General features: G+C 64.6%; 27 protein-coding genes. 14 read left to right on the forward strand and 13 right to left on the reverse strand.

Features of this window, described 5'->3' with window-relative positions; genetic code table 11:
• Window positions 1–90: 90 nt before the first annotated feature.
• From WJU18_RS22195 to WJU18_RS22225, 7 genes are all read left to right on the forward strand, one after another.
• On the forward strand, window positions 91–498 hold the full coding sequence (locus WJU18_RS22195; RefSeq protein WP_011804742.1) for a hypothetical protein: 408 nt from the start codon (window positions 91–93) through the stop codon (window positions 496–498).
• Window positions 499–514: 16 nt separating this feature from the next.
• Window positions 515–775: a hypothetical protein gene (locus tag WJU18_RS22200; RefSeq protein ID WP_003098905.1), complete on the forward strand. Its 261-nt coding sequence runs from the start codon at window positions 515–517 to the stop codon at window positions 773–775.
• Between the two features lie 76 nt (window positions 776–851).
• The gene (locus WJU18_RS22205; RefSeq protein ID WP_003098901.1) at window positions 852–1,499 is read left to right on the forward strand and encodes a hypothetical protein; all 648 of its coding nucleotides are present in this window, start codon (window positions 852–854) and stop codon (window positions 1,497–1,499) included.
• A 40-nt stretch (window positions 1,500–1,539) separates the two neighbouring features.
• Window positions 1,540–2,673 (forward strand): DUF6094 domain-containing protein, encoded by a 1,134-nt coding sequence (locus tag WJU18_RS22210; protein ID WP_254917107.1) that lies wholly within the window; start codon window positions 1,540–1,542, stop codon window positions 2,671–2,673.
• A 50-nt stretch (window positions 2,674–2,723) separates the two neighbouring features.
• Window positions 2,724–3,044 (forward strand): hypothetical protein, encoded by a 321-nt coding sequence (locus WJU18_RS22215; RefSeq protein WP_003098896.1) that lies wholly within the window; start codon window positions 2,724–2,726, stop codon window positions 3,042–3,044.
• Window positions 3,045–3,133: 89 nt separating this feature from the next.
• On the forward strand, window positions 3,134–3,439 hold the full coding sequence (locus WJU18_RS22220) for a hypothetical protein (protein WP_011804740.1): 306 nt from the start codon (window positions 3,134–3,136) through the stop codon (window positions 3,437–3,439).
• Window positions 3,440–3,575: 136 nt separating this feature from the next.
• Entirely contained in the window at window positions 3,576–5,855 is a 2,280-nt protein-coding gene (locus tag WJU18_RS22225) for a helicase-related protein (RefSeq protein ID WP_033986397.1), read from the forward strand.
• A 57-nt stretch (window positions 5,856–5,912) separates the two neighbouring features.
• On the opposite strand, the gene arsH is transcribed toward WJU18_RS22225, so the two are convergent.
• The 5 genes from arsH to WJU18_RS22250 are packed head-to-tail and all read right to left on the reverse strand — an operon-like array spanning window position 5,913 to window position 8,989.
• Window positions 5,913–6,635, reverse strand: a complete 723-nt coding sequence (arsH, locus tag WJU18_RS22230) for an arsenical resistance protein ArsH (RefSeq protein ID WP_023108446.1) — start codon at window positions 6,633–6,635, stop codon at window positions 5,913–5,915.
• Window positions 6,628–7,050, reverse strand: a complete 423-nt coding sequence (arsC, locus tag WJU18_RS22235) for an arsenate reductase (glutaredoxin) (protein ID WP_011804686.1) — start codon at window positions 7,048–7,050, stop codon at window positions 6,628–6,630. The genes arsH and arsC overlap by 8 nt, the downstream gene beginning before the upstream one ends.
• 16 nt (window positions 7,051–7,066) lie before the next feature.
• Entirely contained in the window at window positions 7,067–8,143 is a 1,077-nt protein-coding gene (gene arsB, locus WJU18_RS22240) for an ACR3 family arsenite efflux transporter (RefSeq protein WP_023108447.1), read from the reverse strand.
• Window positions 8,144–8,153: 10 nt separating this feature from the next.
• Window positions 8,154–8,648, reverse strand: coding sequence for an arsenate reductase ArsC (locus WJU18_RS22245; RefSeq protein WP_011804684.1), 495 nt, complete (start codon window positions 8,646–8,648; stop codon window positions 8,154–8,156).
• Between the two features lie 2 nt (window positions 8,649–8,650).
• Window positions 8,651–8,989, reverse strand: coding sequence for an ArsR/SmtB family transcription factor (locus WJU18_RS22250; protein WP_220638725.1), 339 nt, complete (start codon window positions 8,987–8,989; stop codon window positions 8,651–8,653).
• A gap of 150 nt (window positions 8,990–9,139) precedes the next feature.
• Between WJU18_RS22250 and WJU18_RS22255 the strand changes: the two genes are divergently transcribed.
• From WJU18_RS22255 to WJU18_RS22285, 7 genes are read left to right on the forward strand one after another with little or no spacing between them, the layout of a single operon-like run.
• The gene (locus tag WJU18_RS22255) at window positions 9,140–9,706 is read left to right on the forward strand and encodes a PilL N-terminal domain-containing protein (protein WP_011804682.1); all 567 of its coding nucleotides are present in this window, start codon (window positions 9,140–9,142) and stop codon (window positions 9,704–9,706) included.
• Complete coding sequence (locus WJU18_RS22260) at window positions 9,703–10,338, forward strand: hypothetical protein (RefSeq protein WP_011804681.1); 636 nt, start codon at window positions 9,703–9,705, stop codon at window positions 10,336–10,338. Before WJU18_RS22255 ends, WJU18_RS22260 begins: the two co-directional genes overlap by 4 nt.
• Window positions 10,339–10,354: 16 nt before the next feature.
• Complete coding sequence (locus WJU18_RS22265) at window positions 10,355–11,080, forward strand: TIGR03759 family integrating conjugative element protein (RefSeq protein ID WP_011804680.1); 726 nt, start codon at window positions 10,355–10,357, stop codon at window positions 11,078–11,080.
• Window positions 11,062–11,652 carry a transglycosylase SLT domain-containing protein gene (locus WJU18_RS22270; RefSeq protein WP_024767279.1) on the forward strand — a complete coding sequence of 197 codons (591 nt, stop codon included), beginning with the start codon at window positions 11,062–11,064 and terminating at the stop codon, window positions 11,650–11,652. Before WJU18_RS22265 ends, WJU18_RS22270 begins: the two co-directional genes overlap by 19 nt.
• Window positions 11,649–12,197, forward strand: coding sequence for an integrating conjugative element protein (locus WJU18_RS22275; protein ID WP_033961852.1), 549 nt, complete (start codon window positions 11,649–11,651; stop codon window positions 12,195–12,197). The genes WJU18_RS22270 and WJU18_RS22275 overlap by 4 nt, the downstream gene beginning before the upstream one ends.
• Before the next feature lie 4 nt (window positions 12,198–12,201).
• Window positions 12,202–14,394 (forward strand): type IV conjugative transfer system coupling protein TraD, encoded by a 2,193-nt coding sequence (gene traD / locus WJU18_RS22280; protein WP_023108452.1) that lies wholly within the window; start codon window positions 12,202–12,204, stop codon window positions 14,392–14,394.
• Window positions 14,391–15,140 carry a TIGR03747 family integrating conjugative element membrane protein gene (locus tag WJU18_RS22285; RefSeq protein WP_023108453.1) on the forward strand — a complete coding sequence of 250 codons (750 nt, stop codon included), beginning with the start codon at window positions 14,391–14,393 and terminating at the stop codon, window positions 15,138–15,140. Before traD ends, WJU18_RS22285 begins: the two co-directional genes overlap by 4 nt.
• A 40-nt stretch (window positions 15,141–15,180) precedes the next feature.
• Here WJU18_RS22285 and WJU18_RS22290 read toward each other — a convergent pair whose 3' ends face one another.
• The 8 genes from WJU18_RS22290 to WJU18_RS22325 are packed head-to-tail and all read right to left on the reverse strand — an operon-like array spanning window position 15,181 to window position 22,419.
• Window positions 15,181–17,805 carry an AAA family ATPase gene (locus tag WJU18_RS22290; RefSeq protein WP_110159228.1) on the reverse strand — a complete coding sequence of 875 codons (2,625 nt, stop codon included), beginning with the start codon at window positions 17,803–17,805 and terminating at the stop codon, window positions 15,181–15,183.
• 9 nt (window positions 17,806–17,814) lie between these two features.
• The gene (gene nucC, locus WJU18_RS22295) at window positions 17,815–18,540 is read right to left on the reverse strand and encodes a CBASS effector endonuclease NucC (RefSeq protein ID WP_003050273.1); all 726 of its coding nucleotides are present in this window, start codon (window positions 18,538–18,540) and stop codon (window positions 17,815–17,817) included.
• Window positions 18,541–18,578: 38 nt separating this feature from the next.
• Window positions 18,579–19,481: a CBASS oligonucleotide cyclase gene (locus tag WJU18_RS22300; RefSeq protein ID WP_003090158.1), complete on the reverse strand. Its 903-nt coding sequence runs from the start codon at window positions 19,479–19,481 to the stop codon at window positions 18,579–18,581.
• Window positions 19,481–19,981, reverse strand: a complete 501-nt coding sequence (cap7, locus tag WJU18_RS22305; protein ID WP_003090159.1) for a type III CBASS phage resistance system CD-NTase-associated protein Cap7 — start codon at window positions 19,979–19,981, stop codon at window positions 19,481–19,483. The genes WJU18_RS22300 and cap7 overlap by 1 nt, the downstream gene beginning before the upstream one ends.
• A complete protein-coding gene (cap8, locus tag WJU18_RS22310; RefSeq protein ID WP_003090160.1) occupies window positions 19,978–20,448 on the reverse strand; it encodes a type III CBASS phage resistance system CD-NTase-associated protein Cap8 in 471 nt (156 codons plus the stop codon). Before cap8 ends, cap7 begins: the two co-directional genes overlap by 4 nt.
• A complete protein-coding gene (locus tag WJU18_RS22315; protein WP_003050256.1) occupies window positions 20,445–21,359 on the reverse strand; it encodes an AAA family ATPase in 915 nt (304 codons plus the stop codon). The genes cap8 and WJU18_RS22315 overlap by 4 nt, the downstream gene beginning before the upstream one ends.
• A 17-nt stretch (window positions 21,360–21,376) precedes the next feature.
• Window positions 21,377–21,952: a PIN domain-containing protein gene (locus WJU18_RS22320; protein WP_003153636.1), complete on the reverse strand. Its 576-nt coding sequence runs from the start codon at window positions 21,950–21,952 to the stop codon at window positions 21,377–21,379.
• Window positions 21,949–22,419, reverse strand: coding sequence for a helix-turn-helix domain-containing protein (locus WJU18_RS22325; RefSeq protein ID WP_003050245.1), 471 nt, complete (start codon window positions 22,417–22,419; stop codon window positions 21,949–21,951). Before WJU18_RS22325 ends, WJU18_RS22320 begins: the two co-directional genes overlap by 4 nt.
• Between the last annotated feature and the right edge of the window lie 26 nt (window positions 22,420–22,445).

The following is a 22,445-nucleotide window of genomic DNA, read 5'->3' on the forward strand; positions in this document are numbered from 1 at the left end:
TTCCTTCGCTGCACCTGCGGCATTCCATCACCCACTGGGGGTTCTTCCCCACGGGGAGGCCTCCAGCTCAACTTTTCGAGGAGGCCTCTCATGGGCTGGTATTTCTCTCCCCAATCGCGGTCTGAACTGATCGCGGAACTGATCGCACCACAGCAGACCGAGCGCGTCAGCGCGAAGGTTATCGCTCACGCATTGCGCGGCAACGTGCTGTGGTCCGTGGTCGAACTGACCGCCAAGGTCGAAGGTGTGCATCGTGATCTCGCGCCGGGCCAGTCCCTGCGCTACATCCGCTGCGATCTGCTGGAACGCAGCGGCAACCAGTGGGGCTACAAGCCGCTGGAAGAGTCCATGCATCCGTACTATTACTCGTGCCCGCTGTCCTATCTGGACCTCGCACCGGAGCAGTCCGCCGACTGGCGTGCAGGCGTTCGCGCCTACCACGCCCGGCGGCGCACACCCACGGCTGTCACGGCACCCGCCGCGGCGCTGTTGGCCTGAGCCAGGAGGAACCGACATGGACCCGATCCTGGCTGCACTCCCGCTCTCGCTGTTGAAGCTCGTTGAAGGCAGTTTGTCCAACGACGAAGTTTCCTCCGACGAGGAAATGCTGGGGTACTTCATCGACAACGGCCTCACCGAGGAGCAGGCACGGCAGGCGCTGACCTACCGCGACCAGTACCTCAACAACATCTACCTGGACGGCTTCACGCCGATCACCGCGGTGGACGAGGCGCTTCACTTCAATCCGCACACCCAACAGTTCGAGCCGGACTGAGCGGTTTTCTTCCACCCCCTGGGGCAGTACTTGCCCCAGCGGGCGGTGCTGTTCCCGTTCATCCGAGGACACCACCATGCCCGCAAACACTTCTTCCACGCTGTACCGCATCGACGAATGCCCGGACGTGATGGCCGACGCCTGCGTCGGCGATGACCAGGGCAACCTGATCTTCCTGTCCATCTGGGCGCGGGACACCGCCGTCCAGCAGTTCCTTGCACGCCTGACCCTCGGGCGCGACGAGCAGGGACTGGACCAGTTCCACGTCATCACCGACCAGGGCGGCAGCGTCCCGGTATTCATCGGCAACGTCGATCGCCTGGAAAAGCGCATCACGCGCGCCTACCGGCGAACGCTGTTCGGTTCGCTGTCCAACGTGTGGCTGTTCGACCGGCGCTGCGTCAAGCCCGACAAGGCCAACGCCAGCGCATTGGCACTGCTGCCACGTGACAGCGCCCACCGGCTTGACCGCCTGTGGATGCTGGTGCGGGACACCTGCCCGTTGCCGCTGCTCGACCACTGGCGCGAGACCGTGCTGGAACTGCTGCAAAGCCGCGAGATGCTGGCCCGCCTTCCGTTCGCCCTCGGGCCGCTGGAAGGCCATCGGCTCGCCATCGACGTGCCGGCGCTGAGCTTGGCGCTGGGCTCCCTGATCCGCAGTGACGCGCTCACCGCCTATCCCTATCCGGCCAAGATTTGGACGCCGGAAGCGGTAGCGGCTTGACCCACCCTCGGAGGCACGCCTTGGCGTGCTTCCGTCATTCATCCCCGCCAACCAGGAGACTTCCATGGCTCTCATGTTCCCGCGGCTCGCCCGCAATTTCGCCAAAAATGGGTACTACCCGACCGACGAACCCACGCTCGAAAGAGCCCTCAACGCACTGATGCCCAGCGACGGGCCGATGTGCATCCTCGATCCCTGCGCCGGTGAAGGCGTGGCAATCGCCGAAGCCTCTCATGCCCTCGGGCGCGAACAGACCAAGGCGTTCGCCGTCGAATTCGACGCCGAGCGGGCGCGCCATGCCCGCGGCCTGGTCGATCACTGCCTGCACGCGGACCTGATGGACACGATGATCTCCAAGCAGTCCTTCGGACTACTGTGGCTGAATCCACCGTATGGCGACCTGTCCAAGGACGTCAACGGCAACATCGGCTATCAGGGCCAGGGCCGTGCCCGCCTCGAAAAGCTGTTCTATCAGCGTTCGCTGTCGCTGTTGCAATACGGCGGCGTGCTGGTCTTCATCGTCCCCGGCTACGTGCTCGACGCGGAGCTGGTCGGCTGGTTGACGCGCCACTACACCGATCTGCGTATCTACCGAGCGGTGGAAACGCAGTTCAAGCAGGTGGTGATCTTCGGCCGCCGGGTCCGTCAGCGGGAGCTGGCACCCGATGGCGTCAAGGCCGTGCGCAATCTGCTGCTGCAGGTTGGGCTTGGCGAAGTCGAAGCCGAGGAACTGCCGAGCGAATGGCCGTTCCTGCCGTACATCGTCCCCGCCAGTCCGGCCGAGCCGGAGCATTTCTTCCGCGTGACGATGGAGCCCGAACAGTTCGCCGACGAGGTTGGCCGGCTGCAAGGCCTTTGGCCGTCGCTGGACACGCACTTGGGGACCGCGCAGCAGTCGCTGCGTCCACCGGCGCGGGCCTTGTCCCACTGGCATCTCGCCCTGGCTCTGGCCGCGGGCGCGATCTCCGGCGTCGTGCGCTCCCAGACGGGGCGCGTGCTCGTCGTCAAAGGTGACACCCACAAGGACAAGACGCTCCAGCGGGAATTCACCGAACGCGAAGACGGCTCCATCGCCGAGACACGCATCCTCACCGACAAGTTCGTGCCTGTCATCCGCGCGTGGGACATGACGCCTGGCTCCCCGACACGGGGCGAGGTGTTGACCATCCGCTGATCCACCGGACGCGCTGCCGTCCTGCTGTACCACTTCGAAGGAGAAACACCATGTTCCCCAATCCATTCAAGCGGCCTGCGCCGCGCAAGCAACCCTTGTTCGCACCGAGTACGTTGAAGTTGAGCGAGAAGGTGCATTGGCTGGCTCGGCGAGGCCTGATCGACCCCTTGGCCTATGTCCAGCGCCATGTGCGCGGGGACTGGGGCGAGATCGATGAGGCCACCCGCCAAGCCAACGACGTCGCAATCCAACAGGACAACCTGATGATCTCCCAGTACCGGATCACGCCGGAACTGGTGTTGCTCGTGAAGACCAGCGAAGACCACCAGACCACGGTGGTCCAGCTTCCCGAAGAGCGCGACCTGATCTGAAGGCGCCGCCTCGTCATCCCATCCACTTGACGGAGCCACTTCACTCCGCCAGGGGTGTCGTGGCTCAATAGCCTTTCAAGGAGGAGCCCATGGCATCGCATCGCATCGAAACCTACTGCCAGAGGCTGGCGTTCCCCATCGGGGCGCTCATCTTCAGCCGAGGCATTGATCGCCTTGTCCGCGCGGGTCGCCTGGACCCGATTCCGTACTTCAGGCGCCACACCCGTGGCGACTGGGGTGACGTCAACGTCTACCAATGGCACGCCAACGGCGTTGCACTTCAATCGGGCGCGTCGCTGGAATCGCACTATGTGATCCACCCGGGACTCGCCATTCGCATCATCACCGATGCGGGGCGCAGTGTCACCGCCATCGTGCTGCCGTCCGAAGACTGAGCACGGTTCACCCGCAGGCCACTCAGGCCAGCATCTTCAACCACCTTCGGCCGCGCGCCGATGTACTTCCCACCACGGGGCGTGCCATTGCCCCGCTGGGGGTGGTGCATGCCCCATTTTTCATTGGAGCATCACCATGTCCCTCGATCTCGAAACCACTGCCGCTGACGCCGCGCCCGTACAGGGCGAACTGCTCGACGCGGAATCATCCCCTCTGACCCTGAGCCTTCAGGATTTCGTCGGTGAGTTCGGCGACGAACTGCTCGACTCGCTCAACCGCGCCAACCCGCCGGTCTATACCGGCCAACCGCAGGCGCATCGCCAACTCGTCGTCGCCAGCCTCAAGCGCAAGCTGTTCCAGGCTCAGGCCGAAGTCGTCCATGCCGCCGCCGAGCTGCTGATCGACCGTGGCGAACGCGCCGCGATCGTCAATGGCGAAATGGGCTGCGGCAAGACGACCGTTGGCATCGCCACGGCCGCCGTTCTCAACGCCGAAGGCTACTGCCGCACCCTGGTACTTTCGCCGCCGCACCTTGTTTACAAGTGGCGGCGTGAGATCCAGGAGACGGTGGCAGGCGCCAAGGTCTGGGTGCTCAACGGCCCGGATACGCTGGTCAAACTCATCAAGCTGCGCGAGCAGTTGGGTGTGCAGCCCACGGGCCAGGAGTTCTTTGTCCTGGGGCGCGTGCGGATGCGGATGGGATTCCACTGGAAGCCCGTCTTCACCACGCGGCGCACCCGCCATGGCGACGTGGCAGCGTGCCCTGACTGCGGCACGGTCATCACCGACCTCGACGGCGAGCCGGTCAACCCGGTCGCGCTCGAAGCCGAGGAGTACCGCAGGAAGTGCAGCCATTGCGCCGCGCCCCTGTGGACGCTGATCCGCCCGCGCAGCCTGTCCGGCAGCGACCAGTCCTCGGCCGTGCTGAAAGCCTTGAAGCGCATCCCGACCATCGGGCAAGTCACTGCGCAGAAGCTGATGCAGAAGTTCGGTGACGGGTTCCTGGCGTCGATGCTGGGCGACAACATCCATGAGTTCATCAACCTCATGGACGGCAACGGCGAGCTGGTGTTTTCCGACCGCCAGGCTACGCGCATGGAACGCGCTATGGCCAATATGGAGTTTGGCTTTGGCGAGGGCGGCTACCAGCCGTCCGAGTTCATCAAACGCTACCTGCCGCAAGGCACGTTCGACCTGCTCATCGCCGACGAGGCCCACGAGTACAAGAACGGTGGCAGTGCCCAAGGCCAGGCCATGGGCGTGCTGGCAGCGAAGGCTCGCAAGACCTTGCTGCTGACCGGCACGCTGATGGGCGGCTACGGCGACGATCTGTTCTACCTGCTGTTCCGAGCCCTTCCCGGGCGGATGATCGAAGACGGCTACCGCCCGACCACGAGCGGCAGCATGACCTCGGCCGCGATGGCGTTCATGCGCGATCACGGTGTCTTGAAGGACATTTATTCCGAGAGCACCGGCACGGCGCACAAGACCGCGAAAGGCACGAAAGTCAGTGTCAGAACGGTCAAGGCCCCAGGCTTCGGCCCCAAGGGCGTGTTGCGCTGCATCCTGCCGTTCACGATCTTCCTGAAGCTCAGAGACATCGGCGGCAACGTGCTTCCGCCGTATGACGAAGAGTTCCGTGAGGTCGCAATGGACACGGCGCAAGCCGCGGCCTACCGCGATCTGGCGGGTCGGCTGACCGCGGAGTTGAAACAGGCTCTGGCGCGACGCGATACGACCTTGCTGGGGGTGGTGCTCAACGTGCTGCTGGCCTGGCCGGATTGCTGCTTCCGGTCGGAAACCGTGGTGCATCCGCGCACGCGCAACACCTTGGCGTTCGTCCCGGCTCAGTTCAACGAGTTCGAGATCAGCCCCAAGGAGCGTGAGCTGATCGAGATCTGCAAGGAAGAGAAGGCCCAGGGCCGCAAGGTCCTGGCCTACACGGTCTATACCGGCACACGCGACACGACCAGCCGGTTGAAGGTGCTGCTGGAGCAGGAAGGTTTTCGGGTGGCGGTGCTGCGCGCAAGCGTGGATGCCAGCCGTCGCGAAGACTGGATTGCGGAGCAACTGGATCGTGGCATCGACGTGCTCATCACCAATCCCGAATTGGTCAAGACGGGGTTGGACCTGTTGGACTTCCCGACGATCGTATTCATGCAGTCGGGCTACAACGTGTACTCGCTCCAGCAGGCGGCACGCCGCTCCTGGCGCATCGGGCAGAAGCAGCCGGTGCGCGTGATCTACCTCGGCTACTCCGGTTCCTCGCAGATGACCTGCCTGGAGCTGATGGCCAAGAAGATCATGGTCTCGCAGTCCACCTCGGGCGACGTGCCCGAATCCGGGCTGGATGTACTCAACCAGGACGGTGATTCCGTCGAGGTCGCACTGGCCCGGCAATTGGTCGCCGCCTGAACTTCACGCAATGCCGACGACCGAGAGGTCGTCGGCTTTTTTCAGCGCCTCGCAGCGTCAAATTGCACCTTGCCGTACACGCCTGGACAGTGATTCAGCGCTCTCCTTGCGCTCGCTGTACCGATCCACCAGATAGGGGACCGCGTCGCGCGTGAGCAGCGTGAACTTCATCAGTTCTTCCATTACGTCCACGATGCGGTCGTAATAGTCCGAGGGCTTCATGCGCCCGGCCTCGTCGAACTCCTGGTACGCCTTGGCGACCGAGGACTGGTTCGGGATGGTCAGCATCCGCATCCAGCGGCCCAGCACGCGCATCTGGTTGACGGCGTTGAAGGACTGCGAGCCGCCCGATACCTGCATCACTGCCAGCGTCTTGCCCTGGGTCGGGCGCACCGCGCCGACCGACAGCGGAATCCAGTCGATTTGCGTCTTCATCAGGCCGGTCATCGCGCCGTGGCGCTCCGGCGAACTCCACACCATGCCTTCGGCCCATTGCACCAGTTCGTGCAGTTCCTTCACCTTGGGGTGATCGGCTGGCGCATCGTCCACCAGCGGCAGGCCGGACGGATTGAACAATCGGGTCTCGCCGCCCAGCGCCCGCAGGATGCGCGCCGCTTCTTCGGCGGCGAGGCGGCTGAACGAGCGTTCTCGCAGCGAGCCGTAGAGCAGCAGGAAGCGCGGCGCGTGCGTGACCCGTGCCGGCGCGAACAGGTGTTCGGTGTCCGATTGCTGGAACAGCGCCGCGTCGATGTTCGGCAGGTCGAGACGGGATTCAGACACGGCGGCCATCCTGATCGACCACCGGTTCGCCGTCTTCCTTGCTGAACGCGCCGCGCTGCGGCTGCGGCAGCAGGTCGAGCACGGCTTCCGAAGGCCGGCACAGGCGCGTGCCTAGCGGCGTGACCACGATAGGCCGGTTGATGAGGATGGGATGCTGGAGCATGAAGCCGATCAGGTCGTCGTCGCTCCACTTCGGGTTGCCCAGGTCGAGTTCGGCATAGGGCGTGCCTTTCTCGCGCAGCACGTCTCGCACCGGAACGCCCATCGCCGCGATCAGCGCCTGGAGCGTGTCGCGGTCGGGCGGCGTTTTCAGGTACTCGATGATGGTCGGTTCCTCGCCGCTGTTGCGGATCAGGCCCAGCACGTTGCGCGAGGTGCCGCAGGCTGGGTTGTGGTAGATCGTGATGGTGCTCATGGATGCCTCTTGGAGATTACGAAGTGGTCGCGCGGCGTTCGTACCAGCCGCGTGAGCGATTGACCACGCGCACCACCAGCAGCATGACCGGCACCTCGATGAGCACGCCGACCACTGTTGCGAGTGCTGCGCCGGAATGGAAGCCGAACAGGCTGATGGCGGCGGCCACGGCCAGCTCGAAGAAGTTGCTGGCACCAATCAACGCGGATGGCCCCGCGACGCAGTGCTTTTCGCCCGCCTGGCGGTTGAGCCAGTACGCCAGACCGGAATTGAAGAACACCTGGATCAGGATCGGCACCGCCAGCATGGCGATCACCAGCGGCTGCCGGATGATGGCCTCGCCCTGGAAGGCGAACAGCAGCACCAGCGTCAGCAACAGCGCGGCGATGGACAACGGGCCGATGCGTTCCAGTGTTCGATCGAACACGGCCTGCCCCTTGCTCAGCAGCGCCCGGCGCCAGAGCTGGGCCAGGATGACCGGAATGACGATGTACAAACCCACCGACACCAGCAAGGTGTCCCACGGCACCGTGATCGACGACAGGCCCAGCAGCAGGCCGACGATGGGTGCGAAGGCGAACACCATGATGGTGTCGTTCAAGGCCACTTGCGACAGCGTAAATACCGGATCACCGCCAGTCAGCCGACTCCAAACGAAAACCATTGCGGTACACGGTGCAGCAGCCAACAGGATCAGGCCGGCGATATAGCTGTCGAGCTGATCGGCGGGCAGCCAGTCGGCAAAGACGTGGCGGATGAAGATCCACGCCAGCAGCGCCATTGAGAACGGCTTGACGGCCCAATTGATGAACAGCGTGACCCCCATGCCCCGCCAATGCTGGCGCACCTGGCCGAGCGCGGCGAAGTCCACCTTCAGCAGCATGGGGATGATCATTACCCAGATCAGCAGGCCGACCGGCAGGTTGACCTGGGCAATCTCCATGCGGCCGATGGCCTGGAATGCGGCGGGCGCGAACTGGCCGAGCGCGATGCCGGCGACGATGCACACCGCCACCCATAGCGTCAGGTAACGCTCAAAACCGCTCATCGCGGAGTTTGCGGGCGCGGTGCCGGCGGTATTGGTTGCACTCATCGCGCGGGCCTCACTGACGGCCGATGTCGCGCAATTCGCGCTGCAACGACATGGCATCGAGACTTTTGATCGGCAGCGACAGGAACAACTCGATGCGTCGGCGCAGCGTCATGGCGGTGTCGAAGAATGCTTTGCTTTGTCGTTCCTGGGTGCCTTCCACCGCGGCCGGGTCAGGCACGCCCCAATGCGCCGAAACCGGCTTGCCCGGCCACAGCGGACAGGCCTCGCCGGCGGCGTTGTCGCAGACAGTGAAGATGAAATCGAACACCGGCGCATCGGGCTTCAAGAATTCGTCCCAGCTCTTGCTGCGGTAGCCCGTTGTCGGCAGGTGCAGCCGCTCTAGCGTAGCGAGCGCCAGCGGGTGAACCTCGCCTTTCGGATGGCTGCCTGCCGACCAGGCGTGAAACCGCCCCTGGCCTATGTCGTTGAGGATGCCTTCGGCGAGGATGGAGCGGGCCGAATTGCCCGTACAGATGAACAAGGCGTTGTAAGTGGTATCGGTCATGGTCAGCAGCAGGTCTTGGATGGAGAAACCTCGCATACGCCACCTTGGCAGCAATGCTCGGTCAGGTAACCGATCAGACCGTCCATGCGGCCGTACTCGGCGCGATAAATCAGGTTGCGACCCTGCTGCTCGATGCTGACGAGGCCAGCATGGGCCAGCTCCTTCAAGTGGAACGACAAGGTGTTGCGGGCCACGTCGAGCTGGTCGGCTAGCGTGCTCGGGGTCAGTCCGCCCGGCCCAGCAACGACCAAGGCGCGGAACACGCGCAGGCGCTGGGTGTGAGCCAGGGCGTTTAAGGCGGAAATGGCTTGATCTTCTTGCATGATTCGATAATACAACAAGTATTGAATCAATGTGCAAACCACGGTTGGGTTTGCGGGTTGCGCTATGTGTTGGACTGCAAAAGCGGGTAGCTCCGAGTTCGCATTCCTGACTGACCGCGCCGCCGCGCGCGGCCAAGGTATCGGCATCGCAACAGAAGAGCCGATGCCATGCCCGCAATCCATGTATCCCGGCACCTGGTCGGCGCCGGCCTCCTGGCCGCAGCCTTGGCCAGCGGCTGCGCGACCACCACGGCGCCGCTCGCACCCGATGCCATCGAGGAAGTCTCGGCCGCGCCCGAACCCGAGGCGCCCGAGTACATCCCGGTCGTGCGCTACGGCCGCTACACCCTGGTCGAGTTGGCACCCACGGCGGCGCAGCGCGACCTGCTGTTGCAGACCATCGACGTGTCCATGCCCGAGGATGCCCGCGCCACGGTTGGCGACGGGCTGCGGCATGTGCTCAAGCGCAGCGGCTATGGCCTTTGCGAGACCGCGCATGCCGTGATCGAGCTGTACGCGCTGCCGTTGCCTGCGGCACATCTGCACCTCGGCCCTATGACCTTGCGCGATGCGCTACTCACCCTTGCCGGCCCGGCCTGGGACCTGCACGCCGATGACCGGACGCGACAGGTCTGCTTCGAGCGGCACGGCCGCGATGCAGATGCCGATCCGGTTCCCGAACCACTCGCCACCGAGGCGGTGCAGACGTTCCCGCTCGCGGGAGGTCAGCCATGAACAACGCACCACGGCCTTCCCAGCGCTCGACCGCCGCCGTGATCGTGCAGAGCCTGCTCTGGCTTTGGCTGATCGGCCTGAGCGTCTTCGTTGCCCTGAACCACCAGGCGATGAATGGCCTGGCCGACCAGGAACGGGTGGATTCCGGCCTGCAGCAGCTCGAAGCACAGGTGGTCGGGCTGACCGAGACCGTACAGCAGCGGCCGGCTACCGCAACCGCGGCGGAATTGCAGCACATCCGGCAGGCGCTGGAAGCCCGCATCGCGCAGGTTGAACAGGCGCTGGGCGGCCATGCCTCCAACGACGACCTTCAGGCCCTGCGCGCCGAGGTCGAGCAGGCCAAGGCTCGCCAAGCGACGGTTCGTGCCGCTGTGCCTGCGCAGCCGCGCTCACCAAGCAAGGCCGCCGCCAAACCTGAGCCTTTCCCGTTGCCGCTCCGCATCGTGGGTGCCGAACTGCGAGCCGGCCAGCGCAGCCTTTCCGTTGCACCAGCGACGGGCGAGTTCACTGCCGACCAGGTTCACGTGCTGCTGCCCGGCGATGCGGTCGGCCCGTGGCGCTTGCAGGCGATCGAGGGCAACACCGCCGTCTTCCAGGCCGGCGAGCAGACCCGCCGTTTGGCGATTCCCTGACGGAGACCGTCCCGCCATGAAGCCCTCGATCTTGCTCACCCTGTTCCTGCTGGCCGCAGCGCAGTTGCCCGTCTGGGCGCAGCAGCCCGCCACGGCCCAGTCCCGCAATGCCCAGAGCCAGGAGCGTCCCGTGATCGGCCGCATCCTGGACGACCGCGTGGCGAGCGACTGGGGACTGCAACCGCAGGAGTGGGCGCGCTACCGCGAACTGATGGAGGGGCCGCTGGGCATCTACTCGCCCAACCTGGACCCGCTTTCCGCGCTGGGCGTCGAGGCTCGCTCCGATGAAGAGCGGCGCCGCTACGCCGAAATGCAGGTGAAAGCCGAGGCAAGGCGCGTCGAGAAGTTGCTTGCCTACCAGCGCGCCTACGACGAAGCGTGGCAGCGCCTGAACCCCGGCATGCAGCGAGTGAACCTCCCCGATGATCTGCCGACCGCCGCAGGCGTGCGCGGCAGTAGCCGCACGGCGGTGTTCGTCAAGGACGGCTGCGCGGCCTGCGGGCAACTCGTGCAGCGCCTGCAATCCTCGGGCGCCGAGTTCGACCTCTACATGGTCGGCAGCCGCCAGGACGATGCGCGCATCCGCGACTGGGCCAAGCGCGCGAACGTCGATCCGGCGCGCGTGCGCGCCGGCAGCATCACGCTCAACCACGACGGCGGCCGCTGGCTGTCGCTGGGCCTGCCCGGCGATCTGCCCGCCGCCGTGCGCGAAGTGAACGGCCAATGGCAGCGCCAGCCGTAGCCGTGTCCCTGCGCGCACTGATGCTCGCTGCCGGCCTGTATGCCGGTGCCGCCCTGGCCCAGGAGGTTCCGCCACCGGCTTACCAACTCGCTGCCCAGCGCGCAGGCATCTCCTCGACCGTGCTCTACGCCGTGGCCTTGCAGGAGAGCGGCATCCGGCGCAACGGGCGCCTGGTGCCATGGCCGTGGTCCCTCAACGTCGCCGGCCAATCGCGCCGCTTCGCCACGCGCGCGGACGCCTGCGCTGGCCTGCAGCAGGCGATGCGCGCCACGCCGCACACGCGCATCGACGCGGGCCTGGGCCAGATCAACCTTGGCTACCACAAGCACCGCTTCACCGGCGCGTGCGACCTGCTGGACCCGTACCGCAACCTGGCCGTTGCCGCCGAGATCCTGAAGGAGCAGCACACCCCCAGCGAGGACTGGCTGCTGGCGATCGGCCGCTACCACCGCCCCGCAGGCGGCGAGCCCGCCGCCCGCTATCGGCGCAGTGTGTCCCGCCACCTTGCCCGCGTGCAGGGCACGCGCCCAACCGCCGCGGTCTTCGCCGCGCGCCAGGAGACCTCCCCATGACGGAACCACATCCGGTCCATCTCGCGCTCACGGGCCTGCTCATGCTGCTGGCAGGCCTGCCGCTAGTCTCGCGTGCCGGCGAGCCGCTGATCGTGGTCGAAGACTGCGGCGGCACGTCGGCGCTGCCATACTACGAGGCCCTCAACCTCCAGCCGCGCGCCAATGCCTCGGCCCGGCCACCCATCCCGACGCCCCAGGTTCCCGCCACGCCAGTGGACGAAGCCGCGATGCTGCCGGTGCGCAGCGCCAAGCTCACACCCGGCACCGTCGCGCGGCGCGTGATCGAAGCACCCGGCCTGCGGCCGTTCGTGGTCATCGGCGACGACGAGGCGTCCCAGGCCTGGCTGCGCCGCCACGCGGACGCGTTGCGCGAGCGCGGCGCGGTCGGCCTGGTGGTCAACGTCGAGACCGCGCAGGGCCTGGCGCGGCTGCGCGCCCTGGTGCCGGGCGTACCGCTCGCGCCCGTGGCCGGCGACGACCTGGCCGATCGCCTGGGCCTGCGACACTACCCGGCGCTGATCACGGCCACCGGCATCGAGCAATGACGCCATGTCAGGCAAACAGCCGGTCGAGGTTCTGCTACGCCCAGCGGTGGAGCTATACACCGTCGCGGCGTGTGCAGGCGCCGCGTTTCTGTGCCTGGTGGCCCCATGGTCGCTCGCGCTGAGCCCTTCGATGGGCGTCGGCAGCGCCTTGGCATTCGGCGCCTACGGCGCGATCCGCTACCGCGATGCCCGTGTCATCCTGCGCTACCGGCGCAACATCCGCCGCTTGCCGCGCTACGTGATGACGAGCAAGGACGTGCCGGTCAGCCAGCAGCGGCTGTTCGTGGGGCGCGGGTTCCTCTGGGAGCAGAAGCACACCCATAGGCTGATGCAGACGTACCGGCCGGAGTTCCGGCGGTACGTCGAGCCGACGCCGGCCTACCGGCTGGCCAGGCGCCTGGAGGAGCGGCTGGAGTTCGCGCCATTCCCGCTGTCCCGGCTGCCCGCGCTCACGGGCTGGGACGTGCCTTTCAACCCCGTGCGCCCGTTGCCGCCTGTCGGTGGCCTGCCGCGCCTGCACGGCATCGAACCCGACGAGGTGGATGTCAGCCTGCCGCTGGGCGAGCGCGTCGGCCACTCGCTGGTGCTGGGCACCACGCGGGTGGGCAAAACGCGCCTGGCCGAGTTGTTCGTCACGCAGGACATCCGCCGCAGGAATGCTGCCGGCGAGCATGAGGTCGTCATCGTCATCGATCCCAAGGGGGATGCCGATCTCTTGAAGCGGATGTACGTCGAAGCCCAGCGCGCTGGCCGCGAAGGCGAGTTCTACGTCTTCCACTTGGGCTGGCCGGACATTTCGGCACGCTACAACGCGGTGGGCCGCTTCGGCCGCATCAGCGAAGTGGCGACCCGGGTGGCGGGGCAGCTCTCCGGCGAAGGCAACAGCGCGGCGTTCCGCGAGTTCGCATGGCGCTTCGTGAACATCATCGCCCGCGCCCTGGTGGAACTGGGGCAGCGCCCGGACTACATGCTGATCCAGCGCCACGTCATCAACATCGACGCGCTGTTCATCGAGTACGCCCAGCACTACTTCGCCAAGACGGAGCCCAAGGCCTGGGAGGTGATCGTCCAGATCGAGGCCAAGCTCAACGAGAAGAACATCCCAAGGAACATGATCGGGCGCGAGAAGCGCGTGGTGGCGCTGGAGCAGTACCTCTCCCAGGCGCGCAACTACGACCCGGTGCTCGACGGGCTGCGCTCGGCGGTCCGCTACGACAAGACCTACTTCGACAAGATCGTTGCATCGCTTCTGCCGCTGCTGGAAAAGCTCACCAGCGGCAAGATCGCCCAGCTCCTGGCGCCGAACTACTCCGACCTGGCCGACCCACGGCCGATCTTCGACTGGATGCAGGTGATCAGGAAGCGAGCCGTCGTCTATGTGGGCCTGGATGCGCTGTCCGATGCCGAGGTCGCCGCGGCGGTCGGCAATTCGATGTTCTCCGACCTGGTTTCGGTCGCAGGCCACATCTACAAGCACGGGATCGACGATGGACTGCCGGGTGCATCGGCTGGTGCGCGCGTGCCGATCAACGTGCATGCGGACGAGTTCAATGAATTGATGGGTGACGAGTTCATTCCGCTCATCAACAAGGGCGGTGGCGCGGGCCTGCAAGTCACCGCCTACACGCAAACGCTCTCGGACATCGAGGCCCGCATCGGCAATCGCGCGAAGGCCGGCCAAGTGATCGGGAATTTCAACAACCTGTTCATGTTGCGCGTGCGCGAGACGGCCACCGCGGAACTGCTGACGAGGCAGTTGCCGAAGGTCGAGGTCTATACGACTACCATCGTCTCGGGCGCGACGGACAGCTCAGACATCCGCGGCGCGACGGATTTCACGTCGAACACCCAGGACCGCATCAGCATGTCCAGCGTGCCGATGATCGAGCCGTCACACGTCGTCGGCCTGCCCAAGGGCCAGTGCTTCGCGCTGCTGCAGGGCGGCCAGCTTTGGAAGGTACGCATGCCGCTGCCGGCGCCGGACGCGGATGAAGTGATGCCGGCGGACCTGCAGCAACTGGCCGGGTACATGCGCCAGAGCTACAGCGAGGCCACGCAGTGGTGGGAGTTCACCAGCTCGTCGGCCTTGCAGGATCCGGCCTTGCCCGACGACCTGCTTGACGATGCCGCTGCGGCCGAGCCCGGCGCGGTGGCCACCGGCGCCGACGATGGCGCGGACAACGAGGCCGTGCCATGAAGGATGCCGCCTCGACCGCGCAGCGGGAGCAGAACAAACGCCAAGGCTTGATCGTCGGCACCATCACCTTACCGTTCCGGCTGCTCGGGGTGCTCATTGGCTCGCTGCTGTTCTCGATCGCGGTGGAGTGCGTCGGCATGCACCTGTTCTGGAAGGACCAGGGCTGGCGCCACTCCCAGCAGATGCTGCAGTACGAACTCGGGCACCTGTCCGACCACTTCACGCGCAGCGTGGTCGTGCAGGAGCCGGGGCGCACGGCGCACGAGCTGGTGGATACCGGGTACGAGTGGGTGTTCGTGCGCTCGGGGTTGCTGGAGCGCATGAGCCAGACCGCCGAGCGCGTCCGCTCGGCCAGCCACGGGCAGAGCCGCAACTTCCGCTACTACATCAGCCAAGTCTATGTCTGGGCCGAAAGCTACCTGATCGCTGCGGCCTTCACGACGCTCACCTTCCTGGTGCGCCTGCTGGTCCTGGTGCTCACGCTGCCCCTGATCCTCACGGCGGCATTCGTCGGCCTGATTGACGGCCTGGTGCGACGGGATGTGCGCCGGTTCGGCGCCGGCCGCGAATCCGGCTTCATCTACCACCGCGCGAAGGCCAGCCTGATGCCGTTGGCCGTGCTGCCTTGGGTCACCTATCTCGCTCTGCCCATATCGGTGCATCCTCTGGTCATCCTGCTGCCCAGCGCGGCGTTGCTGGGGATGGCAGTCAGCCTGACCGCAGGCAGCTTCAAGAAGTACTTATGAGGTGACACGGGCGGCACTGCTCTGCAAAGCCGTGTGCCGTTCATCGGTTCTGCAGGGTATCAAGAGCAGCATCCAACGCCGTAACCGCCTCGACGACCGTTCTTACCGTCGCCCGATCGAACTCATGATCGCGCTGAGCGTCGTGCACACCGCTATTGAGGTAACCCCATTCAATACTCGTACCGCTGACATTGAGCAGCCTGACCAACGCCCCTACGGCATCCGGCGCACCCGCATGTTGCGCCGCGATACGCTCGACGGCCGACCGCAACTTGGTGCATTTATTGTTCAGCTCCCAAGGCGCGCGGGGCCCGCTCAGCTTGATGTCGATCCGGCCGTCCGCCCGCCGACCCAGCCACGTCCACAGGCGGTCCGTCAGACTCTCCAGCGCCGGCCGGGCCTGGCGCAGTGCCTCGCGTTTCTCGTCAGCCGCCAACGCCTGCTGGGCCAGAAGAACATAGTTCTTCGCTGGCGGGTCGCTGTCGACCCGCAGTTCGTGCTCTCCCTGATGCGGGAGAAACTTGTAGCGCTTGATGGCCGCGGCGCGGCGCACGCCCAACTCCTGCTGGATGCGGTGCAGGAACTCCTCTGCGTGCGAGGTGAGGATAACCTGCTTGCCGTGGAGCAAACCGTCCTCGAAGAAGGTACGCCAGATGCCATCGCGATGGTCGTCGTCTATCGCATTGACGACGTCATCGAAGATGACCACGGGGCAGCCCTGCGCGAGGTTCTTGGCAAGCAGAATCGCCAGACCCAAGCATTTGATGTGCCCTTCGCTGAAGACGATCAACGCGTCGTAGCGCACGCCCGGCTCGCCGGCGAACTCCACCTCGATCTTGCCGTTCTCGGCCACGGGCAACCACAGCGCGTGCAGCAGATCGCCGGGCGGATCGGCCCGGTTGAATGCGTTGTAGAGATGGCGGGCTTGGTCTCCCAGCCCCTGTAGCAGAACCCCCGGCAGAGCGGTCAGGTATGCCTGAATCTCGGGTAGGAAGCCGTCGTAGGCGGCCTTGACCCGCTGATGGTGCACCACCACCGGCATTTCGTCCGTGGCCGCCTGGATTAGGCCGCGGTTCGCGTCGTCGAACTGGGCCACGGTTTGGCGGGCGGCCGCCAGCTCCTGATCCGCAGTCGTGCGCATGGTCCGCAGCCGTTCGATCTCCAGCTGATGCTGTTGCAGGCGGTCCCGCTCCTGGGCCATCGCGCCGCGCTGGGCATTCACGTCGCGCGCCTGCGCGTCGAAGCCTTCGATGATCTGTGCGATCCGTAAGAGGGCTTGCCAGGCGCGCTGGTCCCCATTCACCCAGCCGCCGAGCCAATTGCCCGCCGACGTGGGAGGCAGCAGTGGCAGGCCCGCGGCCTGCGATTCGGCAGGACAAGCGACCCCAGCCGCCGCCACCACGCGGCGCATTTCGTCCCACAGCGCTCGGACCGCCTCGCTCAACTGCGTCCGATGCCCGGCCTCTTGCTGCTGCAGGACGGCCAGTTGCGCGAGCTGCTCCAGGCCCATTCGCGCCCTGGCGAACGGGTCCTGTGCCACAGCGGCCAGTCCGGTTCCACATGCCGGACACACGGTCGCCCCGTCCGCCAACGCTTGCACGGCCTCGTAGAGCTTCGCGTACGACACCTCGCCCGCGCGTGCCGCGAGTTGCGCGGAAGACGCTTGCCACAGTCCCTGGACGCGGTAGGCCTCTGCCAGCAACGCTTGCAGGCGGGCCTGGGTCACCTCGTGAATGGCAGGCGGGTTGGCGTCCAGCTGAGCCTGGACATACGGTAGCCGTCCTTGCTGCTGCGGCGTACCCAGCAGCCAGTCCACGCAGGCTTGATAGGTCGCGCCAGGTGACATGCGCTGCGCCAAAGCTTGTTCCAGGCCCTCGACCGCTGCGATCTTCTGCGGGTAGGCGGCGATGGTCTGTTCGGAGTTCGCCAACCGCAGGCGACGCTGCGCCAGCTGCGCCGCCTGCACGCCGGCAAGCATCAGGTCCTGACCGAGCGAGGGGTTGAAGCCGCGCACGAACTCGCTGAACTGGTCCACGCCGAACAGGGTGGCGATGAGCTGGCGCTGATCGCTCGGGGTCCGCGCGGCGATTCGGGCGAAATCGTCGAGGCGGTTCTTCTCGATGAAGCAGAAGCGATACTCAGCTTCGTCGGGCTGGACGGCCTGCGCTTCGCCCGCCGCCGTAGACGACAGGACTGGCGCGACGTGGCGGCGCAGGCGAGCGTTGTTGCAGTACGTCCGCTGGTCGACCCGCTTGGCCTGCGCTTCGCTGATCGAACCGAGCATCGCCACTTCCAAGGCTTCGCAGAAGCTGCTCTTGCCGGTGCCGTTGGCACCGTAGACCAAGGTGATGTCATGGCTGAGGTCGAACGTCTCCTGCCGCATGAATCCTCGAAACGGCCCGACTTCGAGCTGGTGCAGTCGCCCGAGCGCCGGCCCGTTTTCGGGGCCGCGCGCGTCCCCGTCGTAGGCGACAGGCATCTGCGCCAGATGCGCGATGGCCAGCGGCGCCAAGCGCGTGGAGCGCCCCCGGCGTGCAGCACCGACCTCGGCCAGTGGCTGCAGGTGATCGAGCACCAGGTGCGCCAGCCGGCGCACGTCGTCGTGCACGTGCCGCTGCGCCAAGTGCGCCAGGAACCGGTGGTACTCCGAACGTATGCTTGCCACAGCGCCCCCTCACTTGGTCAACCACTGACCGTAAGCCTCCACATCGATCATGGGGACCGTTCCACTGAACTGAAGCTGCGCGATCAGCTTGAAAAGAAACGCGGTCGCCGGCTTGTTTTCGTTGGTGTAGCTGTACGCGCCGCTGGCTTGGTCATAGAAAAAGTGCCCGTGGGCGGCAACGCATCCGATGTCCAGACGCCCCTCGGTGAGGTTTGCGTTCAGCGCCTTGTCCATGGATGGACCCAATGCAGGACTCCATTCGCTCTCGAAGGTGAGCAAGCCACCCAGAATCGGAATCAACGGCTTCGCTGGGTAGGTCCCGCCAGCGTGCGGGATCGGCAGGCTCGTGCGGTGCAGCCTGCGCACACTGGCGACCTTCTCCTGGGCATAGGCCACAAGCCCCGCGTCAGCCGTCTGCTTGGCCTCGAAAACGGCGTACACGCTTTCGGCTGGAATGATCGTCTCGTTCTCGTAGGTGAAGATAAAAGGCGAATATTGCCGATCAAACACCACCACATCGATCTGCTGGCTGAAGTTCCCCAGGCTGTCCACCACATGCGCCTTGGCCGCCTGGTACCGTTTGGGCAGATAGGTATCCAGCATGTCGATCCAGACGTTCTCGCTCGCATCCCCCTTCGTACCCGGGTGACCGAAGGTCTTGCGTACTACGGACAAGCGCTGCTGGATGTCCTCATGCAGGGACGACAGGAGCTGGGAAAGCGACCACTGGGACATGCTGTACCTCGATGGGACGTGTATGGAAGCCGATGGAATCAGGACAGTGGGAACTTGGGGCCAAACAGTGCGCGCCAGGCGCGAAGCGCTTCGATATTGCGACCACGACGCGCGTGGTCGATGGCGATGCTTGCGTCTTGGCTCGCCTGGAACAGCAGCTGCTGCGCGCGCTGCTTGCGCGCGGCATCCATATCGTTGCTGATCGCCGGGCCAAGTCCGGCGGGATCCGGCCACTCGTCATGAACTCGATCGGCAAGCGTGGCAAAGAACGACTGGATCTCGCGATCGAACGATCCTCCCCAGCCGCCGTAAAGACACTCAAGGGCCATTACCTCGATCAGGAACGAGGGCTTCACCGGCTTCAGATCGCCGTGCTTGGGATTGTTGTTCCAGTACTTCACCATGCGCACGAGACCTTTCCACTCATTGGCATAGGCTTGGTGCGCTGCGGTCGCCTTGTCCTTATGGATCTCCGGGTCCGTCTTGATCCACTTTCCGGACGCCGTATCGGGGATCTCATACTGGTCGCCGGTGTCGAATGCGGGCACCGCATCCACGCTGACCACCCGGTAGTCCGTGTTGTCCTCCGCGTCGATGTGAACACCGAAATCCACGTTGATCGAGCGCGCCTGTTTGCGCACGGCCGCCGAACCGTATTTCTCCACCAATGCAGAGTGGAAATCATCCAGCACTACCGATGCGGCCTTGCCGTGGTAATGCTTCTCCGAGTCCTTCAGCACGAAGAAGATGTCGATATCCTTGAGCGGCTTCGTCTTCGTGTATCGAGCATAGGAACCGGTCAGGAAGCTGCGCGCAATGCCGAACTTGGTCTGCAGGTAGTCCCGCACTTCGTTCTGGCGTTGCGAGGCATTCTTCTGTTCGCGTTCGTTGAGTTCCAGACGCGACTTGAACTTGCGAAAAGCTTCATCGATCGACAGCATCAGCGTTGCCTCCAATATCCGGCCTGACCCGCCAGGCCGCTGTGTTCGACAGTCGAGCCTAGGCTCTGCTTGACCATTCCATCCGTCGAGCGATAACTTCCTTTGCTCCATCCCTCCACATCAGGTCGCCCTGGCTTTGTATCGAGCATTAACTTGTACTTGGCCTGCGATGGCAGCAGCCCAGCTTTCTTGATCGCGTACTTCAACTGCTCGGTATCTGTCCAGAAGCTGCCGTCGCCATCGGACCACCCATACACGATGTCGATATCCCATCGGGTCACGAGCTTGTCGGTTGCCGGGTTGTAGATCTCCAGAATCACCTTGCGCAGATCACCGGTCCCGAGCCACGTCTTGATGGCTCGGGTATTGCTCTCCCAGCGATCCGCAAAGTGCTCAGGGTCCAGCCCACTGAGCAGGATGATGTCTTTCAAGCTCTTGAGGATGTTGTCGGTCACATAGGTAACCGAGTGCGTGTACGAGTAGGTGGCGACGGTGCTCATGACTTGAGGAAACCTCCGAGGTCGAGCGACAGCGCTTGCCCAGCATCGGCCTGCGCCTGCGTGGCAATTCCTTGGCTCAAGTCCCGTGCAATGATGCGAGAACTGTGCTTTTTGAGCGCGCTTTGCACCCAGCCTAGCTGCTCCTTCGGACACGGCAGCGAGACTCCCCAGTCTCCCTTCAACGGCTCGAACCCCAAGACTTCTTCGTTGGCATCATCACCATCGATCGCGTCTTCGTCGAAGAGGCAGTAGATCCTGGTCCGTGGTCCATCGCATGTCGCAACGATGGGCGCGCTCTTGGGTGCCTGGTCGGCGATCAAGCTGGCGGCCACGCCCGTCACGGCCCTGAGTTCAGAGCGAGCCGTGCCGTCCTTGCCCTGAGTGAGCAGTTCGACAATGGCATCCCATGTCTGCAACGCATCGCGGTGCGGCGAGCTGCGAAACGTCCGGCTGACAACGGTGGTCATTTTTGCTTCCCTCCTTGAAGGCGCATTTGCTTTGCCTGTCGTATCGCACTGCGCAGGTGCTCTACGGAAAGCTTGTTCGGATCGATAGCCACTTGCGGGTCGGCCGCGAGGGCGTTGGCTACGACCTTGCGAATGGCCCGACCATCCAATCCGACGCACTCGCCAGCGCACGCGTCGAACTGGTGAGCCGAGGAAAGCTTGCCAATCCCCGGAAATGTCTTTGCCAGGCCATTCAGGCAGTCCACTAGGATCTGCTTGCAGGCATCCTTGCCGGGCAGTGGCACCTCCATCACCATGTCGCAACGAGATAGGAAGGCACTGTCGACGGCCTGTGGGAAGTTGCTGGTGGCCACGAACAGCAGATGCGGGTTGCGTTCGGCCAACATGTCCAACTGCACCAACACCGCGTCGGTGGCCCGGTGCACATCAACCGGGTTGGCTTCCAGGCTGAGCTTCGCTCGATCAGCCGCAAGCGTTTCGACCTCGTCCAGAAGGACGATCGTCGGGCCCGCCGCTGCGGATTCTGCGATCGATTGCGAGAACAGGTCTGCCACGGCGCGTTGAGTCTTTCCCATTGCAGAGCTCGTCAGCGTGTGAGGCTCCACTTCCAGCAATCGAAACTTCGCAGAAGAAAAAGATTCGGCCACACGATGCGCCAAGCCCCGTGCCAAGGAGGTCTTCCCAGTCCCCGGCGGGCCGACCAACAAGATCACGCCGTGCAGGGGGAGTACCGTGCGCTCCACCTTGGGGCGCACCGTGAAGTTGACGATCGCTTGTGACAGCAACTGTTTTTTGATGGCTTCGTCCATCACGATCGAATCCCACAAGTCACCCAGCGACTTATCCGGCAGCTTCCAGCTTCGATGGATGCCTTTCGGCAAAGTGGCGTCTGATGAAGGATTCTTGGTCATCCGTGGCTCTCGGCGGGTCAGAGAATGGTGCGATAGGTCGCCAGCACCTTGGTCGTTTGCACAAGGCCTTGGCGCAGCAGGATTTCGAGATAGCGGTCCACATCGATCGGCGGATGCTTGAGTTGGGCACGCTGGCGCTGCGCAGCCGACACTACGGCGGCCGCATCCAGATCCAGCAGGTTGTCCACAAACTCATCGGGGTGCTGCGATTCGATGCCGTACGGAGCCAGCAGATCGTTCGGGAAATCACGTTCGTTGAACGTCACAATCACGCTCGCACCGCAGCGAATCGCCGCAGCCAGGACGTGCCGATCGTTCGGATCGGGTAATGTCAGGCCTGCCACGAGCGCTTCGTAGCCCTCCACCAAGCCGTCCGGAATGGCCCTGTCCATGAGATCCGACGTCCTGTCGACCTGAACCCGGGTGAGATCGGGGCGGTTGATCAACAGATTGCGTTTCCACTCCTCATGAATGGCTTGGCTCCACCGCGCCCGGAAGCGGCCAGACAGGCCGAGCCACATCAGGAAATCCCGCAGTGGCGCGGGATATAGAACGCACGCGTCGTAGACGGCGGTGAATGGGGAATGCCTCATTCGTATCCCATTCCCAACTCTTGCGACTGCTGAGCGAGTTCGGCCATCGCCTGCTCACTGGCGCGCTCGCGCGCTTCCTTGTACTGCATCAGATCGGCGAACCTCACCCTGCGGTGCTTGCCGGTGCGATGAAATGCCAACACCCCATCTTCTAGCAGCTTGACGAAATGGGGACGGGACACGTTGAGCAAGTCCGCCGCCTCTTGGGTCGTCAGCTCTGCATGGACGGGCACCACCTTTACTGCATTGCCATCGGCCAACTCGGCCAGGATGTCGACCAGCAGGCGTAAAGCCGAGGTAGGCAGTTCCACCTGATGAGCCTGTTTGTGGTCATCAAAGATCTGGATGTGCTGCGTCTCGAACTGGGTTGCGAGGTAAGCCGCCAAGGCACGTTGACCCTGGACGGCTGCCTTAACCTCTCCCGCGGCGGGAAGGGTCATCTTGGATTGGGCAGTGGCGGTGGTCATGGGTAGCTCCTAAGCGAAAACGGTTG

This window comes from Ottowia sp. VDI28, from assembly GCF_049532675.1.
Taxonomy (GTDB): Bacteria; Pseudomonadota; Gammaproteobacteria; order Burkholderiales; family Burkholderiaceae_C; genus Ottowia.

Coding starts and splice junctions, on each gene's coding strand:
- WJU18_RS22195 (WP_011804742.1), top strand. CDS start 91: ATGGGCTGGTATTTCTCTCCCCAATCGCGGTCTGAACTGATCGCGGAA.
- WJU18_RS22200 (WP_003098905.1), top strand. CDS start 515: ATGGACCCGATCCTGGCTGCACTCCCGCTCTCGCTGTTGAAGCTCGTT.
- WJU18_RS22205 (WP_003098901.1), top strand. CDS start 852: ATGCCCGCAAACACTTCTTCCACGCTGTACCGCATCGACGAATGCCCG.
- WJU18_RS22215 (WP_003098896.1), top strand. CDS start 2,724: ATGTTCCCCAATCCATTCAAGCGGCCTGCGCCGCGCAAGCAACCCTTG.
- WJU18_RS22220 (WP_011804740.1), top strand. CDS start 3,134: ATGGCATCGCATCGCATCGAAACCTACTGCCAGAGGCTGGCGTTCCCC.
- WJU18_RS22225 (WP_033986397.1), top strand. CDS start 3,576: ATGTCCCTCGATCTCGAAACCACTGCCGCTGACGCCGCGCCCGTACAG.
- arsC (WP_011804686.1), bottom strand. CDS start 7,050: ATGAGCACCATCACGATCTACCACAACCCAGCCTGCGGCACCTCGCGC.
- arsB (WP_023108447.1), bottom strand. CDS start 8,143: ATGAGTGCAACCAATACCGCCGGCACCGCGCCCGCAAACTCCGCGATG.
- WJU18_RS22245 (WP_011804684.1), bottom strand. CDS start 8,648: ATGACCGATACCACTTACAACGCCTTGTTCATCTGTACGGGCAATTCG.
- WJU18_RS22255 (WP_011804682.1), top strand. CDS start 9,140: ATGCCCGCAATCCATGTATCCCGGCACCTGGTCGGCGCCGGCCTCCTG.
- WJU18_RS22260 (WP_011804681.1), top strand. CDS start 9,703: ATGAACAACGCACCACGGCCTTCCCAGCGCTCGACCGCCGCCGTGATC.
- WJU18_RS22265 (WP_011804680.1), top strand. CDS start 10,355: ATGAAGCCCTCGATCTTGCTCACCCTGTTCCTGCTGGCCGCAGCGCAG.
- WJU18_RS22270 (WP_024767279.1), top strand. CDS start 11,062: ATGGCAGCGCCAGCCGTAGCCGTGTCCCTGCGCGCACTGATGCTCGCT.
- WJU18_RS22275 (WP_033961852.1), top strand. CDS start 11,649: ATGACGGAACCACATCCGGTCCATCTCGCGCTCACGGGCCTGCTCATG.
- traD (WP_023108452.1), top strand. CDS start 12,202: ATGTCAGGCAAACAGCCGGTCGAGGTTCTGCTACGCCCAGCGGTGGAG.
- WJU18_RS22285 (WP_023108453.1), top strand. CDS start 14,391: ATGAAGGATGCCGCCTCGACCGCGCAGCGGGAGCAGAACAAACGCCAA.
- nucC (WP_003050273.1), bottom strand. CDS start 18,540: ATGTCCCAGTGGTCGCTTTCCCAGCTCCTGTCGTCCCTGCATGAGGAC.
- WJU18_RS22300 (WP_003090158.1), bottom strand. CDS start 19,481: ATGCTGTCGATCGATGAAGCTTTTCGCAAGTTCAAGTCGCGTCTGGAA.
- cap7 (WP_003090159.1), bottom strand. CDS start 19,981: ATGAGCACCGTCGCCACCTACTCGTACACGCACTCGGTTACCTATGTG.
- cap8 (WP_003090160.1), bottom strand. CDS start 20,448: ATGACCACCGTTGTCAGCCGGACGTTTCGCAGCTCGCCGCACCGCGAT.
- WJU18_RS22315 (WP_003050256.1), bottom strand. CDS start 21,359: ATGACCAAGAATCCTTCATCAGACGCCACTTTGCCGAAAGGCATCCAT.
- WJU18_RS22320 (WP_003153636.1), bottom strand. CDS start 21,952: ATGAGGCATTCCCCATTCACCGCCGTCTACGACGCGTGCGTTCTATAT.
- WJU18_RS22325 (WP_003050245.1), bottom strand. CDS start 22,419: ATGACCACCGCCACTGCCCAATCCAAGATGACCCTTCCCGCCGCGGGA.